This is a genomic window from Sphingobium cyanobacteriorum (assembly GCF_030580935.1).
GTDB lineage: Bacteria > Pseudomonadota > Alphaproteobacteria > Sphingomonadales > Sphingomonadaceae > Sphingobium > Sphingobium cyanobacteriorum.
Genome location: NZ_JAUQOM010000001.1, coordinates 559018 through 575308, shown reverse-complemented (window position 1 = coordinate 575308; position 16291 = coordinate 559018). Strand labels below are relative to the sequence as shown.

Below are 16291 nucleotides of genomic sequence, written 5' to 3'. Positions count from 1 at the left end.
GGCGCGCAAATGCCGGACGGACCGGAGCGGCATGATGCGCCGTCCCGGCCCGTCCTCATCACTTCAGAACGAGACTTTGATCGTTCCGCCCCATGTCTGCGGATCGCCGACCTGCCCGGCGATCAGGCCGGTGTTGCCGGGCGCGACCTGGAGATTTTCGATATAGTTCACGTCGAAGACATTGCGGACCCAGCCGAAAATATCGAAGCCTTCGCCCCGGAATCCGGCACGCAGGTTGGTCAGCGCATAGCCCTTCACCTCCGTATAGATGGATGGCGAGGCGTTGTTGTTCCAGCGCGAACGGTAATTGCCGTCGACGCCCAGATAGGCCTGACCGTCCTTCGCCAGCAGCGTGACCGGAATATTATATTCCGCCCCGTAGGAGAAAGCCCATTTCGATACGCCCGGCAGGTTCTGGCCGGAAATGTCGCACTGGCGCGGGCTGAGCGCACCGGGGACTCCGGGCTGCGAATAATCGGCTGCCTGTCCCGATGGCTGCAACGTGCCGCCGGACAATTCGGGCGGGCAGGGGGCGTTGGTGAACTTCTTGTACTTGGCGTCGGTATAGGCGCCATTGGCATAGGCGGTGAAGCGGTCGCTGGCGACGATCTTGAAGTCCGCCTCGATGCCCTGCGACCGCACCTTTTCCGCATTGGCCAAGTAGCCGCGCACGGTGCCGAACTGGCCGCCATTCACGGTGGCCTGGAAATTCTTGATGTCGGTGCGGAAGGCAGTCAGGTTGAAGGTCGCCCGGCGATCCCAAAATTGTGTTTTCAGGCCGATTTCATAATGGTTGACCGCTTCCGGCTTCACCGTGCTGGCGTCATAGTTAACCGTATTGTCGGCGTTGAGCGGCAGGCCGTTCTGGTTGATGCCCAGCGTCTTGAAGCTCTTGGCATAGGTTGCATAGGCGAGGATGTCGCGTGCGACCTTGTAATTCACGTTGAAATCATAGGTAAAGTTCCAGGCGCTGTCGGACGGCGCGCTGATTTGCGGCTGATACACCCCGCATTGCTGCGTCGTTCCCGCGATCGTGCCGGGGGCCGGCGTCGCCGTGCAACTGATGGTCTGGCCCTGCGCGTTCGTCACGACACGCTGATAGAAGCCCGATTTCTTGTCATAGTTGATGCGCGCGCCCGGCTGGATCGTCAGGGCGTCCGTCACTTTCCAGCTCAACTGACCGAACAGCGCGGCGCTGTCGGCTTTCAGCCATTGGGTGTTGCTGGCGGTCAATCCCGCGAGGGTTGCGGGCTTGTTGGCGGCGTTGTTCGGATCGGTCGATGGCGTCAGGCTCCATTTCGCGGCGGCGCTGCCCTGTTGCTCGGTGCCTTGGGTGTCGATCCGCTGCTTGAAACCGAACAGGCCGACGACGAAATCGACATCCTGGCTTTCATAGTTATAGCGGAATTCCTGGCTGTACTGGTCCTGCTGCGAAGGGTTTTGGGATTTCGACACGATCGACAGGCCGGTGAAGTCGCGGTCATTCTCCGGCTTCCAGTCCCAGAAGCGCCACGCGGTGACGGACGTGAGGGTGCCGGGGCCGACATCCCACTTCACCTTGGCCGATACGCCGCCAATCTTGTTGCCCGCGTTGAGATTGCTGTCCAGATCGGTCAGCCGGTCATAAGGGTTGCGGCTGGGCACGACATAATTCTGCGCGGCGGCCAGCGCGTCATATTGGCGGTTGAGCGGCCGCTGGGTGCGGCCCACACGCACGAAGGTGGTGCCGCAACATTCCGGGTCCTGCTTGCTATAGTCGCCTGACAGGGTGATGCTGAAATCCTCATTGGGCCTGAACAGCAACTGGCCGCGAATGCCCAGATTATCCTGTTCGTTGATCCAGCGCTGGCTCGTCACATTGTAGAGCGTGCCGCGCCGGCTGGTCGCGGCGATCGCGATGCGGGCGGCGACCGTTTCCGACAGCGGGCCGGACACAGCGGCCTTCGCCTGCTTCAGATTGAGGTTGCCGACGGTCAGTTCGGCGCGCCCTTCGAAATCGAAGGTCGGCTGGTTGGTCGTGATGTTGATCGCGCCGGCCGTGGTGTTCTTGCCGTAAAGCGTGCCTTGCGGCCCGCGCAGCACTTCGACCTGGGAAACGTCCAGAAAGTCGAAGGTCGCGGCGGCGACGCGGCTGTTATAGACATCGTCGACATAGATGCCCACGCCCTGTTCGAACCCGTCGCTGGTCAGGCCGAACGGCACGCCCAGGCCACGGATGTTGACCGACGTGTTGCGCGGGTTGGTGGTATAGACCTGCAAGGTGGGCGCCAGTTGTTGCAGCTTGACGATGTTGAAGTTGCCGGTCGCCTCGATGCTGTCACCCTTGACGACGGAAATCGCCAGCGGCACTTCCTGCGCGGTTTCCTGGCGGCGGCGGGCGGTGACGACGATCACCTCGCCGCGCACATTCTGGGCGGTATCATCCCCCACGGGCTGGGCCGCATCCTGCGCAAAGGCGCCGGGCGTGATGAATGAAGCGCTTGCGACGCTCGCAAGCAACAGGAAACGCGCAATCATGTTATTCCCCTTTATCCGGCTGTCCGGTGCCAATTCGGTTGTCTGGTGATTGCGGCTGTTCCGGCGGTCCGGTCAGAGCCGATGGATGGGATGATCCTTGCATGTTGCGGCCATCCCTGCCGCATGGGCCGATGCCGGCCCGAACCCGTTGCGCCCGCCACGTCCTTCAACTGGTCAGGCGCGTCTTTTCCGTCACGTCGATCTGGACCACGCGCGCGTCATGAACGGTCAGCGTGATCGATCCAAAGCGCAGCCCCTCCAGCACGCCGCGTACCTTGTCGATGCTGGCGGCTATGTCGGGGCGCTGCCCGTCGGCGCGAACGTGGCGAATGTCGATTGCTTTATGTTCACTCATATGACCCTCTTCCCGCCTAATATCTCAACTTTTAAGATAGACAAAAAAGCAAAAATGAGGGGCGCGAAAGTTTGTCTTGTCGCGCCCCTCAGGGGGAGCCTCAGCTATGGATGGCCGGGCGGGGAAGCTTGTGATCCTGTTGCGTCAGCGGGATGGCGGGCCGCATCTGACGAAAGGCGGTTGCCTGTTCCTGCGCATTGTCGATCAACCGTTCCAGCATGGATTGGCCGAACGCCCAATCGCCCAACCCGGAATCGGCATTGATATGCCCGGCATAGCCTGCATCGACGAACTGGCTGCCCCAATTCTTCCCGATGCTATGGGCGCGTTCGAAGAAAATATAGGGATCGTCGCGACTGGCGACCAGAATGGATGGGAAGGGCAGTTGCGCGCGTGGTGTCGGGCCGAATCCGCCGATTGTTTCGGGCGTTTCCATCCGGTCGCAATCGGGTGGTGCGACCAGCAATGCGCCTGTCACCGGCCATCCATAGGCCTGGCTCTGCAATGCGCCCCACCAGGCGACCGCCATGCAGCCCAGGCTGTGCGCCGCCAGGATGACCGGCCCGCTGGCCTGCCGGATCGCGGCGTCCAGCCGCGTGACCCATGCGTTGCGGTTGGGGCTGGCCCAACTGCCCAGGTCCACCCGCTCGCAATCGCCGCGTGTATTTTCCCAGATGGTCTGCCAGTGACCCGGCCCGCTATTATTAAGACCGGGGATGGTCAGTATGACCGGCGGGCGCGTGTCGCCCGAAAAACCGAATCGCTCCATAGCTGGTCCTCATCCTCTGCATTGCGCCTTGGACAATAATTCTATTCATTTGATAGACAATGGGCTGGCGGCGAAATGTGGTGAAATTTGGGCAATCCGAAAATGTGATGGGAGCATGTCAGGGAAAGGCCGGGCGGCGCGATATCGTCTGGCCTTGCCGTACCCCTGCGGCCGCCCTCTCAGGCTCTCTCAGCCCATGACAAGGATCGCTGCCGCGCGGCCATTGTCATTCTCCTGCACGAATGTCTCTGTAGGCATGCAACCATGGGGGCACGCCGGGGTTCCTCCGCTGCATCACAAGGAGCTTTGGCCATGAAAATCAATCGTAGCGGTTCGGCAGTCTGGACAGGTGGCCTCAAGGACGGGAAGGGCGCGATTTCGACGCAGAGCGGCGCGCTCGACGCCTATCCCTATGGCTTTGCAACCCGGTTCGAAGGACAACCGGGCAGCAACCCGGAGGAACTGATCGCCGCCGCCCATGCCTCCTGCTTCACCATGGCGCTGTCGCTGATCCTGGGGGAGGCCGGGCTGACGGCGGAGAAGATGGAGACGAGCGCGGTCGTGACGCTGGAGAAGCAGGACGACGGGTTCGCCGTGACCGCGAGCAAGCTGACGCTCAAGGCGACCATCCCCGGAACGGACGATGCGACGTTCCAGGAACTGGCGGGCAAGGCCAAGGCGAACTGCCCGATTTCCAAGCTGCTCAAGGCGGATATCAGCCTGGACGCGGAACTGCTGGGCTGATCCGCGCCTGCCTGGCGCGGACATGTTCGCGCCAGGCGATATAGAGGCCGCTTGAAATGATCAGGACGGCCCCGATCCAGGTCGTCGCCATCGGCCAGTCCTGACCGATGGCGACCCCCAGCAATGTCGTCCAGATGATCGCGCTGTAATCCATCGGCAGCACGACGGCGATCGGTCCGTAGCGCAGGGCCGATGTCAGGCATAGCTGCGCCAGCCCCCCGGACAACCCTATCAGCAGCAACAGGCCCCATGTCGCGGGATCATGCGCCCGCGCGAAGAACGGCATGGCCAGGCCCAGGGGGATCATCGACAATATGGTGAACCAGAACACGATGACGCCTGCCCCTTCGGTGCGGCCCAATGCCCGCAGCACCAGGCTGACGCTGGCGGTCGACAATGCGCCGGCGATGGCGACGGCCACGCCCTGGACCGGGAAATGTCCGGCATCCGGCCGGATCATCACCAGCACGCCGGCAAAGCCGATCAGCACCGCGCTCCAGCGGTGGATGCCGGTCGCCTCGCGCAGGATCAGCGCCGACAACAGGGTGCCGAATATCGGCATGGTGAAGCCGATCGTCGCCGCTTCCGCAGGTGGCAGCAGGATTTAGGACAGGAAATTGAACAGCATCCCGGTCAGGCCCAGGATCATGCGGCTGGCATGAACCCCGATCCGCGTTGTGCGAACGGTCGGCAGGCCGCCCACCATCGCGACCCAGGCCAGGATGACGGGCAATGCCAGCGCCTGTCGATAGAAAAGCGATTCGACGACATGGACGCCGCGATCGCTCGCCAGCCGCACGGAAATGAACATGACCGACAGACAGATAACCGCCGTCAGGCGCAGCGCGATCGCGAACAGCGGACGATGGGGGCGGGCGGCGGCGGTCACGCCTCCTGCCTTAGCCCGGTCACGCCATGGCGCAACCGGGCTGGTGGTTATTTCACCGGCTTGCGGAATTTCAGCGTCATCCTGTCACTTTCGCCGATCGCCAGATATTTGTCCCGGTCGACCTCCTTCTGGCTGAGCGAAGGCGGCAGCGTCCATACGCCCTTGGGCCAGTCGGCCGTATCCTTGGGGTTGGCGTTCACGTCCGACGCGCCGACATATTCGAAACCGGCCGCTTCGGCGATCCGCCGGACGGTCGATACCTTCACATAGCCGCTGCTCTTTTCCAGCGCGGTGTCACGCGCTTCCGGCAGGCGATGATCGACCACGCCCAATGTGCCACCGGGCTTGAGCATGTCGAAGAACGCCTTGAAGGTCGCGGCCTCTTTCCCGGCCATGACCATGTTATGAACGTTGCGGAACGTCAGCACCGTGTCGACACTGCTGGCCGGGATGGTGGCCAGGGCGTCGGGATATTCGACTAGCTTCACCTTGTCATAGACTTCGGGTTTGGTGGCGAGGAAATTCCTGTAGCTGGCCAGATAGCCTCCGGTGGGCTGGAGCGCATAGAAAGTACCGTGATCGCGCAGCAGCGGCGCCAGTATTTCCGTGTACCAGCCGCCACTGGGGCTATATTCCACAACTGTACCACTCGCTGTCACACCAAAGAAGGCCAGTGTCTCGGCCGGGTGGCGATACTGGTCGCGGGCGATGTTGGCGGGCGTGCGGCTGGGCGCGGCGACAGCGGCAGCGATCGGGTCCGACGCCTGATGATGGGCGTGCTGGGCAATGACGGCGCTGGCGGGTATAGTGACAAGCGCGGCAAACAGGGCGAGACGGTTCATCGGGGATCCTCTCTTATAGGGGGGAGAGGGAGATGTGACGCCCACGCCGCAGGCGCGCAAGAGGCTGGCGGGAGGAAATCCCCCGCCAGCCATAATAAGTTACAGAGAGAAGGTCAGAGACAGGCTTCCAGGAAGGGCTGGTCGAAGCCGAACATGCGCGCCTTGTCGAGCGTGTAGGGGCGCAGGCCCATCGACCGATATTCGCCGATGATCTTCCCGCTGTCGTCCTCGTCATGATATTCGAACTTGAACAGTTCCTGGGTGACGATGACGTCGCCTTCCATGCCGATGACCTCGGTGACGTTGGTGACGCGGCGCGAACCGTCGCGCAGGCGCTTGACCTGTACGATCAGGTCGACCGAATCGGCGATCTGCTTGGAAATGGCTTCCTTGGGGATTTTGATGTCGCCCATCAGGATCATGTTTTCCATACGGCCCAGGCACTCGCGCGGCGAGTTGCTGTGGAGCGTGCACATGGAGCCGTCATGGCCGGTGTTCATCGCGGCGAGCAGGTCGAAACATTCCGCGCCACGAATTTCGCCCAGGATGATGCGGTCCGGGCGCATACGCAGGGCGTTCTTGACCAGATCGCCGATGGTGATGGCGCCATTGCCCTCCAGATTGGCGGGCCGGGTTTCCAGCGGCAACCAGTGCGGCTGTTGCAGCCGCAGTTCGGCCGCGTCCTCGATCGTCAGCACGCGCTCGCCCGGATCGATCATCTTGGACAGGGCGTTGAGCATCGTCGTCTTGCCCGAACCCGTGCCGCCCGAAATGACGATGTTGAACCGGCACGCGCCCGCAATCTTGAGCGCGGTCGCCATCTTGGGCGACATGGCGCCCCACTGCGCCAGCATGTCGATGGTGATCGGCTTGGCCGAAAATTTACGGATGGAAATGGCCGTCCCGCGCAGCGACAGCGGCGGCACGATCACGTTGACGCGGCTGCCGTCGGGCAGGCGGGCGTCGGCCAGCGGCGTGGTCTGGTCGACGCGGCGGCCGACCTTGCTGACGATCCGTTGCGCGATCTGAAACAGATGCTCCTCATCGCGGAACTTGATCGGCGCGATGGTCAGCTTGCCCTTCTTTTCGATATAGGTCTGGTCCGGGCCGTTGACCATGATGTCGGTCACGTCCGGGTCGGCGAGTAATTCTTCGAGCGGGCCAAGGCCCAGCAATTCGTCGACCAGCACCTTTTCCAGCGCGAACTGTTCGCGCCGGTTGAGTGTCAGCTTGAGCTCCGCCAGCACTTCCATGATGATCGGCCGGAATTCCTCCGCCAGTTCATCCTTGGTCAGTGTCGCTGCCGCTTCGGGGTCGACCCGCTCCAGCAGGCGGGGCAGCACCTGCTCCTTGATCTTGTGGACGCTGGCCTCGAAACCCTGCGGCCCGGCATCGGGGGCATGGTCGGCATTGGCGCGATCCGACAGGCGCGCCATGGCGTCGGCGTTGCGCTGCATCTGGCTGGTAGGGGCCGCGAGCGGATCGAACGGTGTCTCACCCGGCAGGGATGCGATGTCGAGCGGTGGAAACTGGTCGCCGCCCTGCGGTGTTTCCTCACGCGCCGCCACACCGCCCTGCATCGGCCGGGCCACGCCAAAGCCGGGCTTGATTCCGGCAGGTCCATTTTTCCGTCCAAAGGCGCTCATAAGTCTCCGCCAGCAATATGCGATCGGGCCGGCCAGTCCGAACGGAGCCGATCCGATATGGGTGATGAAGGTGAATAAGCCGGAAACTTTGACAAATGGCTAATGGCGCGGAAACGCCAATGTAGCATCGTCAGCAGCATCGTCGCCAGGCTGATCATCATGCCCGCCATCTCCTGCCACAGGCGGATTCGGACGATCCGGTAGGTGCCGGGACGCCGGGCGTCGAAATGCAGGATCGGGCCTGCGGACGGGATGACGCGGCCATCCAGTTCGATCCGCCAGATGGGGAATGCAGCGCGGCCGATCATGACAGGGCCGGGGCGGCTGACGAGGATGGCATCGCCGCGCGGCAAGGCGCGCCAGGGCGAAAGGTCGGTCCAGTGATCACCGGCGCGCACATGCGACAGGTCGAAGCCGCGCGGCAGATATTCGGGCGCGTCCGGCGCGATCCGTGCGATCGCCGCGTAATCGATCGGCTTGCGCAGGAAGGCCGCTGTCAAAAGCCCGCCAAAGGCGTAGGGGAACAGCAACAGGATGCCCGCTCCGGCCAGCAGGACCGGGCGTGGGCGAACGGCCATCATCGCGGTTACGGTCGCGAATTCGGCAAGGCACAAGGCGCGCCACGGAAATTGCGCCTTGTCGAGCATCGGGACATCCCAGAGAAAGGGGATCAGCCGGATCGATGCCATCGCGGTCAGGATCGCCGCCACGCCCCAAAAGCTGCGTGCGGCAGGCCAGGCCAGCAGGATCAGGCCCATCGCGAGGCAGGGGAACAGTTCGAAACTGGCGGTCCAGACCGACCAGTCGGTGGCGCGATAATCCTGTCCCCACAACATCATGGTCGACACATGGGATTGCAGCGTCAGGGCAGGCAGCAGATAGAAGGCGGCCAATGCGAAGGCCAGGGCACCGGCCAAGGCGGCCGGCGCCAGGATGCGGGCGTCGCGCCATAGGCGCAGTGCGATCATCGGTGCGATCAGGAACAGGCCGGTCAGCATCGCCAGCGGCAGGTGACTGATCAGCAGTCCGGCATAGGCGACCGCCAGCAGTCGCATGCCGCGCCGTTCCGGCAGGCGCTCGATCGCCAGCGCGATCAGCGGCAACCAGACGAAAGCCGCCGCCTCTGCCAGCGCGCCGCGCACATAGATGTCGTAGAGATGATAGGGTGCGATCATGTAGAGCGCCGCGCCCAGCAGCGGCTGCGTGCCGCGCCAGGTCAGCCAGCGATGCATTGCCAGCCCCGAACCGACCAGCAGGGTCAGGCCCGCCAGATTGATCGCCTGGAGCAGGGGCAGGCCAAGCGCGCGGAACCCGCCGCTGATCCAGTAGGCGAAAGGCGGGTAGAAATAGAAGGTCGGACTGCCCAGCCGTTCGAAACTGTCCGGCAGCCAGCGTTCATAAAGATGCCCCGCCGCCATCTGATCAGCGAAATGCCGGGTCCATAATATATTATAGTGATGCGAATGGGTCGCGCCCGGTCCCCACAGGAAGGCGGGCAGCATCAGCAGCACGCCCCACAGGATAAGCAGGCAGGCGGGACTGCGAAGAAGGGCGAGCGGACGCATCCGTTCGCTGATGTCAGATTATGGTAAATGAAGCGTGAGCATGGCGCACCCGCTTACCCGTCATTAACCATTGTGGTCGATAGCGGGTGCAGCATCATGGAAGGAAACCGCGCGCGCCATGCGGACCATATCGATCGTCATTCCGGTCTATAATGAGCAGGAGGGCCTGTCGCTCTTCCTTGATGCCGCGCGGCCGGCGGTGGCGCGCGCGCTGGCGCTGATCGGACCGGGCGCGCGGGCGGACTATCTGTTCGTGGATGATGGCAGCAGCGACCGGACTGCCGACATCCTTTCGATCCTGTCGCGGCTGAACCCGGACGTGCGCTATCTTTCGCTGTCCCGCAATTTCGGCAAGGAGGCCGCGCTGGCGGCGGGCATCGACCATGCCACCGGCGACGCGGTCATCCCGATCGATGTCGATCTGCAGGATCCGCCCGACGTGATTGTCGATATGGTGCGTGAATGGCAGGCCGGCGCGCAGGTCGTCAATGCCCGCCGCGCCGACCGTTCCAGCGACGGCTGGTTCAAACGCTGGAGCGCGCGCGGCTTCTATCGCTTGCTCAACCGTCTGTCCGACTATCCGATCCCGGAAAATGTCGGCGACTTCCGCCTGCTCGACCGGCAGGCGGTTGAGGTCATCAAGCAGTTGGGCGAGCAGGCGCGCTTTAACAAGGGGCTTTTTTCCTGGATCGGCTTCCGGGTCGCAACGGTCGACTATGTGCGTGCCCCCCGTGAGGCGGGCGTCACCAAATGGCGGCTGGGGAAGCTCTGGTCGCTGGCGATCGACGGCATAACCGCCTCGACCACCATGCCGCTGCGCATCTGGTCCTATATTGGCGGCGCGGTGGCGCTGATGGCCATGGCCTATGCCGCCTGGCTGGTGGTGCGCACAATGCTGACCGGGGTGGACGTGCCCGGCTATGCCTCGATCATGGTGGCGGTGTTGATGATGGGCGGGCTGAATCTGCTCAGCCTGGGCATCATCGGCGAATATCTGGGCCGGGTCGCGCGCGAAGTGCGGCAAAGGCCGCTCTATGTTCTGGCCAGGGCACCGGAAGAGGTCATGCCCGATACGCCTGAAGTGAAACGCCTGCGGGCCTAGATATATTTCTCGTTGGGATGATACCAGTGGCCGTCCCAGCATGTCGCCGGTTCGGCGGGGCTGACACGCACCGGATGCTGCGGACGAATGGGCGCGGGCATCTCTGACAGCGGGGCGAGATAGGAATCCTTGGGCTGAAAGCCGAAACTCTGGTCCCACGCTTTGAAGAAACTGCACCGCACCTGCGGCGCAGGGGGATGGGCCAAGGCGCGCCGAATCTCGTACAGGCCGGTGATCGATCCGATCAGCAGCGGCGGGACCAGCCACAAACGCGCGCGGCGATCCACGATCAGCGCGTCCGCCGCCATCACCGCCAAAATGGTGAGCGCGCTCACCGAACCGCGCATCATGAAGTCGATCGACGCACCAATCTGTATGAAGGGGATGACCAGCAGCCACAGCGTCAGCAATGCCAGCGTATCGCGCCCGAAGCGCGGACGGAGGAGCAGGGCGAGGGGGGCGACATAGACCAGCACTTCCAGCAGTTCGAACAGTCCCCATTGCAACGGCGCCACCGCCATCAGCCGCGCGCCCACGCCTTCTCCGGCAGCGCCCAGATAGAGCAGGCCGGGCAGGCACAGCAGTGTGGCGAGCGCGGGCAGGCCGATGTCGGACAGGCGCAGGGTGCCGGCGATCAGCGCCCGTCCGCCAGCCAGTGCGGCAAAGGGCATCGCGCCGATCAACCCCAGCGGCGACCAGAGCGCGGTCAGCGGCAATAGCGCCAGATAGGGACCGAGCGACAGCCTACCCCCGCGCCAGAGCAGGAATCCAAGCGCCCCGACCCAGCCGGCCAGCGCATGCTGCGGCACCCAGAAAGCCAGGGTGATGGTCGATGAATATTGGAGATAGGCCCAGTTTTCGAGATGATCGGACAGGCCGCCGCGAAACAGGAGGCGCCCCAGCGCGTCGAGGCCGCTGAAGCCGATGATGACCGCCAGAGCGATCAGCTTCGCGCGGCGGGTATTGAACAGCGCTGCGCCAAGTGCCAGCAGCGTGGCGATCAACAGGCTGTTCTGGAGCCATAACAGGATATCGGCGGCACGCAGGCCCAGCGTCTTGGCGGCGATCGCAGGCGCGAGGAACATGCCGATCGGCGCGCGCAGCATATCGGGCGCGCCGCGCGCGCTATAGACGAAGGGCCAGGGATTGACGCTCATGTCGCGCAACACCGCAAGGCGCACCTGCCAGTCGATATTGGCGTAGAAAAAGCGCCCTTCGCCGCCAAGCAGCATCAACAGGATGGCGACCACCAGGCAAAGCAGCAGCGCGCCGATCGTCGGGCCGCGCAAGCTGCGGGTCGCGCGGAGCAGCCAGACGCACAGGCCCAGGATGATGATCGCGCCCAGTCCACAAGCCCAGAAGGGCAGGCCAAGAAAGCGCCAAAGCAGCAACTGGTCCAGCCCCAGCCACCCGGCCAGCAGGGTCAGCAAGGGGCCGCCGGCAACGGGGCGGTCGAGCAGGGAAGGGGCAGCGACGGTTGCAGTCATGTCGCTTCCGCTCATGGCAAAGAAAAAGGGGCGCGGAAAGCGCCCCTTCAACCGATCCGGCAATCTGTGGCGATCTAGCCGGCCTTTTCGGCGAGAACCGTCAGGCCCTTTTCATTCACTTCGGCAAAGCCGCCCTGCACGGGGATGATTTCCGGCGCGGCGCCTGCGCTGCGGAAGATCTGGAGCGCACCGTCGCGCACCGTGGACATGAAGGGGGCATGGCCTTCCAGCACGCCGAAGTCGCCGTCGGCGCCGGGGACGACCACCTGATAGACGTCTTCCGAACGGAAGAGCTTTTCCGGGGTCACGAGTTCGAAATGCAGTGCCATTTTTCAATCCTCTTGCCCTCTCCCGCGCAGACGGGAGAGGGTTAGATCGGTTGTGCTTACGCCGCTTCGGCGGCCAGCTTCTTGGCCTTCTCGATGGCTTCGTCGATGCCGCCGACCATGTAGAAGGCGTTTTCGGGCAGATGGTCATATTCGCCTTCGACGACCGCCTTGAACGATTTCACCGTGTCCTCGATCTGGACGAACTTGCCGCTGATGCCGGTAAAGACTTCGGCGACGTGGAAGGGCTGCGACAGGAACTTCTGGATCTTGCGCGCGCGGGCGACGGTGATCTTGTCCTCTTCCGACAGCTCATCCATGCCCAGAATGGCGATGATGTCCTGCAGCGACTTGTACTTCTGCAGGATCGACTGGACCGCGCGAGCGGTGTCATAATGTTCCTGGCCCACGGTGCGCGGCTCCAGCACGCGGCTGGTGGAGTCGAGCGGATCGACCGCCGGATAGATGCCCAGTTCCGAAATGGCGCGGTTGAGAACGGTCGTCGCATCAAGATGCGCGAACGAGGTCGCCGGTGCCGGGTCGGTCAAGTCATCCGCGGGAACATAGACGGCCTGCACCGAGGTGATCGACCCCTTGTTGGTGGAGGTGATGCGCTCCTGCAACTGGCCCATGTCGGTCGACAGGGTCGGCTGATAGCCCACGGCCGAAGGAATACGGCCGAGCAGAGCGGACACTTCCGCGCCTGCCTGGGTGAAGCGGAAGATGTTGTCGACGAAGAACAGCACGTCCTGATTTTCGACGTCGCGGAAATATTCGGCGATGGTCAGGCCCGACAGGGCGACGCGCGCACGGGCGCCCGGCGGTTCGTTCATCTGGCCGTATACGAGCGCGACCTTGGAGCCTTCGGAGATGGCGTTGCCATCGGCATCCTTGGCGATGACGCCCGCGTCGAGGAACTCGTGATAGAGATCGTTGCCCTCGCGAGTCCGCTCACCCACGCCCGCGAACACCGACGTGCCGCCATGGCCCTTGGCGATGTTGTTGATCAGCTCCTGGATGAGCACCGTCTTGCCCACGCCCGCGCCGCCGAACAGGCCGATCTTGCCGCCCTTGGCATAGGGGGCGAGCAGGTCGATGACCTTGATGCCCGTCACCAGGATCGCGCTTTCGGTCGACTGGTCGACAAATTCGGGAGCCTTGGCATGGATCGGCGAACGCATGTCGGTCGCGATCGGGCCGCGCTCGTCAATGGGTTCGCCCACGACGTTCAGGATGCGGCCGAGCGTGGCCGGGCCAACGGGAACGCTGATCTGCGCGCCGGTATCGGTCACGTCCTGGCCGCGGGTCAGCCCTTCGGTCGAGTCCATCGCGATGGTGCGGACGGTGTTCTCGCCCAGATGCTGGGCGACTTCCAGCACCAGCCGCTGGCCGTTGTTGCTGGTTTCCAGCGCCGACAGGATCGACGGGAGCGCATCGGGGAAGGTCACGTCGACGACGGCGCCGATGACCTGCGAAATGCGGCCTACATTGTTGGTGGTTGCCATGACTGCTGTCCTTGCCTGCACTTAAAGGGCTTCGGCGCCCGAAATGATTTCAACGAGTTCGGTGGTGATCGCGGCCTGGCGGCTGCGGTTATACTGGATCGTCAGCTTGTTGATGAGGTCGCCGGCGTTGCGGGTCGCATTGTCCATCGCGGTCATCGACGCGCCCTGTTCGGATGCGTTGTTTTCCAGCAGCGCCTTGAACAACTGAATGGAGATGTTGCGCGGCAACAGGTCGTCCAGGATCGCTTCCTCGCTCGGTTCATATTCGACCGTGGCGGGGATGGCGTTGCGGTCGGCGTCGGCCGGGATCTTGACCGGGATGATCTGCTGCTCGGTCGGGATCTGCGCCAGCGCCGACTTGAAGCGCGAATAGAAGAGGTGCGCGACATCGAACTTGCCGTCGAGGAACATCTGGCTGAGTTCCTGTGCGACCGCCTGCGCCTGGGCGAAGCCCGGCTCCTTGGTGCCGGTAGTGTCGAACTGGGCGACGATCTTGCCCGGATAGGTGCGGTTGATCACCGGACGACCCTTGCGGCCGATCAGGTAGAAAAGGACCTTCTTGCCGTCCAGTTCCAGTTCGCGCGCCTTAGCCAGCGCGGCCTTCACGATGTTTGCGTTGAACGCGCCGGCAAGGCCGCGATCGGAGTTGGCGACGACCAGCAGATGGACATCGTCCTTGCCGGTGCCGGCCAGCAGCGGTGATGCGCCTTCGCCCGAACCGCCCGCGATCTTCGACGCGAGCGAGGCGACGACCGCTTCCAGGCGACTGCTATAGGGGCGCGCTGCTTCCGCTGCGGCCTGCGCCTTGCGCAGCTTCGCGGCGGCGACCATCTGCTTGGCCTTGGTGATCTTCTGGGTCGATTTGACCGACCCGATCCGGATCTTCAGTTCCTTGAGGCTTGCCATGACGAACCCTTCAGTTCGTCATCCTGACGATGGCCAGGATCTCGTGCCTTTTGGGATATCCCCAGCGGCCTGAGATCCCAGCCCTCGCTGGGATGACGAAATTTACTTTATGCAAATGTCTTGCCGAAGCTGTCGAGCGCGGCCTTGAGCTTCGCCTTGGCGTCGTCGCCCAGATCCTTGCTGTCGCGGATCGTGGTCAGCACGTCGGCATGATCATGGCGCAGATAGGCCAGCATCAGCTCTTCGTAGCGGGTCACGTCCTTGACCGGAATTGCGTCCAGATAGCCGTTGGTGCCGGCAAAGATCGACGCGGTCTGTTCTTCGAAGGGCAGGGGCGAGAATTGCGCCTGCTTGAGCAGTTCGGTCAGGCGCGCGCCACGGTTCAGCAGCTTCTGGGTCGAGGCGTCGAGGTCCGAACCGAACTGGGCGAAAGCCGCCATTTCGCGATACTGGGCCAGCTCCAGCTTGATCGAGCCGGACACCTTCTTCATCGCCTTGGTCTGCGCGGCGGAACCCACGCGCGACACCGACAGACCCACGTTGATGGCGGGACGGATGCCCTGATAGAAGAGGTTGGTTTCCAGGAAGATCTGGCCGTCGGTGATCGAAATCACGTTGGTCGGAATATAGGCCGACACGTCGCCCGCCTGCGTCTCGATGATCGGCAAAGCGGTCAGCGAGCCGGAGCCATTTTCCTTGTTCATCTTGGCCGCGCGCTCCAGCAGGCGGCTGTGCAGATAGAACACGTCGCCCGGATAGGCTTCACGGCCCGGAGGACGACGCAGCAGCAGCGACATCTGGCGATAGGCAACGGCCTGCTTCGAAAGATCGTCATAGACGATGACCGCGTGCATGCCATTGTCGCGGAAATATTCGCCCATGGTCACGCCGGTATAGGGGGCGAGATACTGGAGCGGGGCGGGTTCCGAAGCGGTCGCGGCGACGACGATCGAATATTCCATCGCGCCATTTTCTTCGAGCTGCTTGACGATCTGGGCCACGGTCGAGCGCTTCTGGCCGATCGCGACATAGATGCAGTAGAGCTTCTTGCTCTCGTCATCGCCCGCGTTCGCGGCCTTCTGGTTGATGAACGTGTCGATCGCCACGGCGGTCTTGCCGGTCTGGCGATCGCCGATGATCAGTTCGCGCTGGCCACGGCCGACGGGAACCAGCGTGTCGATGGCCTTGAGGCCGGTCTGCACGGGTTCGTGGACCGAGGTGCGCGGGATGATGCCGGGCGCCTTGCGCTCGACGCGCATGCGCTGGTCGGACACGATCGGACCCTTGCCGTCGATCGGGTTGCCCAGGCCGTCCACGACGCGACCCAGCAGGCCCTTGCCGACGGGCACGTCGACGATGGTGCCGGTGCGCTTGACGGTGTCGCCTTCCTTGATCTCGCTGTCGGACCCGAAGATCACGACGCCGACATTGTCCGCTTCCAGGTTCAGGGCCATGCCCTGCACGCCATTGGCGAATTCGACCATTTCGCCCGCCTGGACGTTGTCGAGGCCATGGACGCGGGCGATGCCGTCACCCACGGTCAGCACGGAACCGACTTCGCTAACCTGCGCTTCGGTGCCGAAATTGGCGATCTGGTCCTTGATGACCTTCGAAATTTCTGCGGCGTTGATATCCATG

13 protein-coding genes and 1 pseudogene are annotated in these 16291 nt (G+C 63.4%); 2 read left to right on the top strand and 12 right to left on the bottom strand.

The features are described 5' to 3' along the window. Positions 1-63 precede the first annotated feature (63 nt). From Q4610_RS02775 to Q4610_RS02765, 3 genes are all read right to left on the bottom strand, one after another. Positions 64-2517 (bottom strand): TonB-dependent receptor, encoded by a 2454-nt coding sequence (locus Q4610_RS02775; RefSeq protein WP_304534479.1) that lies wholly within the window; start codon positions 2515-2517, stop codon positions 64-66. Positions 2518-2683: 166 nt separating this feature from the next. Further along, on the bottom strand, positions 2684-2872 hold the full coding sequence (locus Q4610_RS02770) for a YezD family protein (RefSeq protein ID WP_304534478.1): 189 nt from the start codon (positions 2870-2872) through the stop codon (positions 2684-2686). 100 nt (positions 2873-2972) lie between these two features. Further along, the gene (locus Q4610_RS02765; protein WP_304534477.1) at positions 2973-3641 is read right to left on the bottom strand and encodes an RBBP9/YdeN family alpha/beta hydrolase; all 669 of its coding nucleotides are present in this window, start codon (positions 3639-3641) and stop codon (positions 2973-2975) included. A 312-nt stretch (positions 3642-3953) separates the two neighbouring features. On the opposite strand from Q4610_RS02765, the gene Q4610_RS02760 reads away from it, so the two are divergent. Then, on the top strand, positions 3954-4385 hold the full coding sequence (locus Q4610_RS02760) for an OsmC family protein (RefSeq protein ID WP_304534476.1): 432 nt from the start codon (positions 3954-3956) through the stop codon (positions 4383-4385). Here Q4610_RS02760 and Q4610_RS02755 read toward each other — a convergent pair. The 4 genes and pseudogenes from Q4610_RS02755 to Q4610_RS02740 all read right to left on the bottom strand — a co-directional run bounded on the left by Q4610_RS02755 (position 4357) and on the right by Q4610_RS02740 (position 9327). Further along, positions 4357-5196, bottom strand: a pseudogene (locus Q4610_RS02755) (DMT family transporter). The gene Q4610_RS02760 and the pseudogene Q4610_RS02755 overlap by 29 nt on opposite strands. Before the next feature lie 125 nt (positions 5197-5321). Further along, the gene (locus tag Q4610_RS02750) at positions 5322-6116 is read right to left on the bottom strand and encodes a class I SAM-dependent methyltransferase (protein WP_304534475.1); all 795 of its coding nucleotides are present in this window, start codon (positions 6114-6116) and stop codon (positions 5322-5324) included. A gap of 113 nt (positions 6117-6229) precedes the next feature. Then, positions 6230-7762, bottom strand: a complete 1533-nt coding sequence (locus Q4610_RS02745; RefSeq protein WP_304534474.1) for a TadA family conjugal transfer-associated ATPase — start codon at positions 7760-7762, stop codon at positions 6230-6232. Next, positions 7759-9327 carry a glycosyltransferase family protein gene (locus tag Q4610_RS02740; RefSeq protein WP_304534473.1) on the bottom strand — a complete coding sequence of 523 codons (1569 nt, stop codon included), beginning with the start codon at positions 9325-9327 and terminating at the stop codon, positions 7759-7761. Before Q4610_RS02740 ends, Q4610_RS02745 begins: the two co-directional genes overlap by 4 nt. Before the next feature lie 118 nt (positions 9328-9445). On the opposite strand from Q4610_RS02740, the gene Q4610_RS02735 reads away from it, so the two are divergent. Continuing rightward, entirely contained in the window at positions 9446-10429 is a 984-nt protein-coding gene (locus Q4610_RS02735) for a glycosyltransferase family 2 protein (protein WP_304534472.1), read from the top strand. Here Q4610_RS02735 and Q4610_RS02730 read toward each other — a convergent pair. The 5 genes from Q4610_RS02730 to atpA form a co-directional block, all read right to left on the bottom strand. Beyond that, positions 10426-11916, bottom strand: a complete 1491-nt coding sequence (locus tag Q4610_RS02730; protein ID WP_304534471.1) for a hypothetical protein — start codon at positions 11914-11916, stop codon at positions 10426-10428. The two genes, Q4610_RS02735 and Q4610_RS02730, sit on opposite strands and share 4 nt — an antisense overlap. A gap of 74 nt (positions 11917-11990) precedes the next feature. Then, positions 11991-12245: an ATP synthase F1 subunit epsilon gene (locus tag Q4610_RS02725; RefSeq protein WP_304534470.1), complete on the bottom strand. Its 255-nt coding sequence runs from the start codon at positions 12243-12245 to the stop codon at positions 11991-11993. 56 nt (positions 12246-12301) lie between these two features. Next, entirely contained in the window at positions 12302-13747 is a 1446-nt protein-coding gene (atpD, locus tag Q4610_RS02720) for a F0F1 ATP synthase subunit beta (protein ID WP_304534469.1), read from the bottom strand. A gap of 21 nt (positions 13748-13768) precedes the next feature. After that, entirely contained in the window at positions 13769-14653 is an 885-nt protein-coding gene (locus Q4610_RS02715) for a F0F1 ATP synthase subunit gamma (protein WP_304534468.1), read from the bottom strand. 107 nt (positions 14654-14760) lie between these two features. Next, positions 14761-16290: a F0F1 ATP synthase subunit alpha gene (gene atpA, locus Q4610_RS02710; protein WP_304534467.1), complete on the bottom strand. Its 1530-nt coding sequence runs from the start codon at positions 16288-16290 to the stop codon at positions 14761-14763. Position 16291: the final 1 nt, after the last annotated feature.

Bases quoted from the DNA above. Each gene is read 5' to 3' on its own strand.
- Q4610_RS02775 (WP_304534479.1), bottom strand. From the start codon at position 2,517: ATGATTGCGCGTTTCCTGTTGCTTGCGAGCGTCGCAAGCGCTTCATTC.
- Q4610_RS02770 (WP_304534478.1), bottom strand. From the start codon at position 2,872: ATGAGTGAACATAAAGCAATCGACATTCGCCACGTTCGCGCCGACGGG.
- Q4610_RS02765 (WP_304534477.1), bottom strand. From the start codon at position 3,641: ATGGAGCGATTCGGTTTTTCGGGCGACACGCGCCCGCCGGTCATACTG.
- Q4610_RS02760 (WP_304534476.1), top strand. From the start codon at position 3,954: ATGAAAATCAATCGTAGCGGTTCGGCAGTCTGGACAGGTGGCCTCAAG.
- Q4610_RS02750 (WP_304534475.1), bottom strand. From the start codon at position 6,116: ATGAACCGTCTCGCCCTGTTTGCCGCGCTTGTCACTATACCCGCCAGC.
- Q4610_RS02745 (WP_304534474.1), bottom strand. From the start codon at position 7,762: ATGAGCGCCTTTGGACGGAAAAATGGACCTGCCGGAATCAAGCCCGGC.
- Q4610_RS02740 (WP_304534473.1), bottom strand. From the start codon at position 9,327: ATGCGTCCGCTCGCCCTTCTTCGCAGTCCCGCCTGCCTGCTTATCCTG.
- Q4610_RS02735 (WP_304534472.1), top strand. From the start codon at position 9,446: ATGCGGACCATATCGATCGTCATTCCGGTCTATAATGAGCAGGAGGGC.
- Q4610_RS02730 (WP_304534471.1), bottom strand. From the start codon at position 11,916: ATGACTGCAACCGTCGCTGCCCCTTCCCTGCTCGACCGCCCCGTTGCC.
- Q4610_RS02725 (WP_304534470.1), bottom strand. From the start codon at position 12,245: ATGGCACTGCATTTCGAACTCGTGACCCCGGAAAAGCTCTTCCGTTCG.
- atpD (WP_304534469.1), bottom strand. From the start codon at position 13,747: ATGGCAACCACCAACAATGTAGGCCGCATTTCGCAGGTCATCGGCGCC.
- Q4610_RS02715 (WP_304534468.1), bottom strand. From the start codon at position 14,653: ATGGCAAGCCTCAAGGAACTGAAGATCCGGATCGGGTCGGTCAAATCG.
- atpA (WP_304534467.1), bottom strand. From the start codon at position 16,290: ATGGATATCAACGCCGCAGAAATTTCGAAGGTCATCAAGGACCAGATC.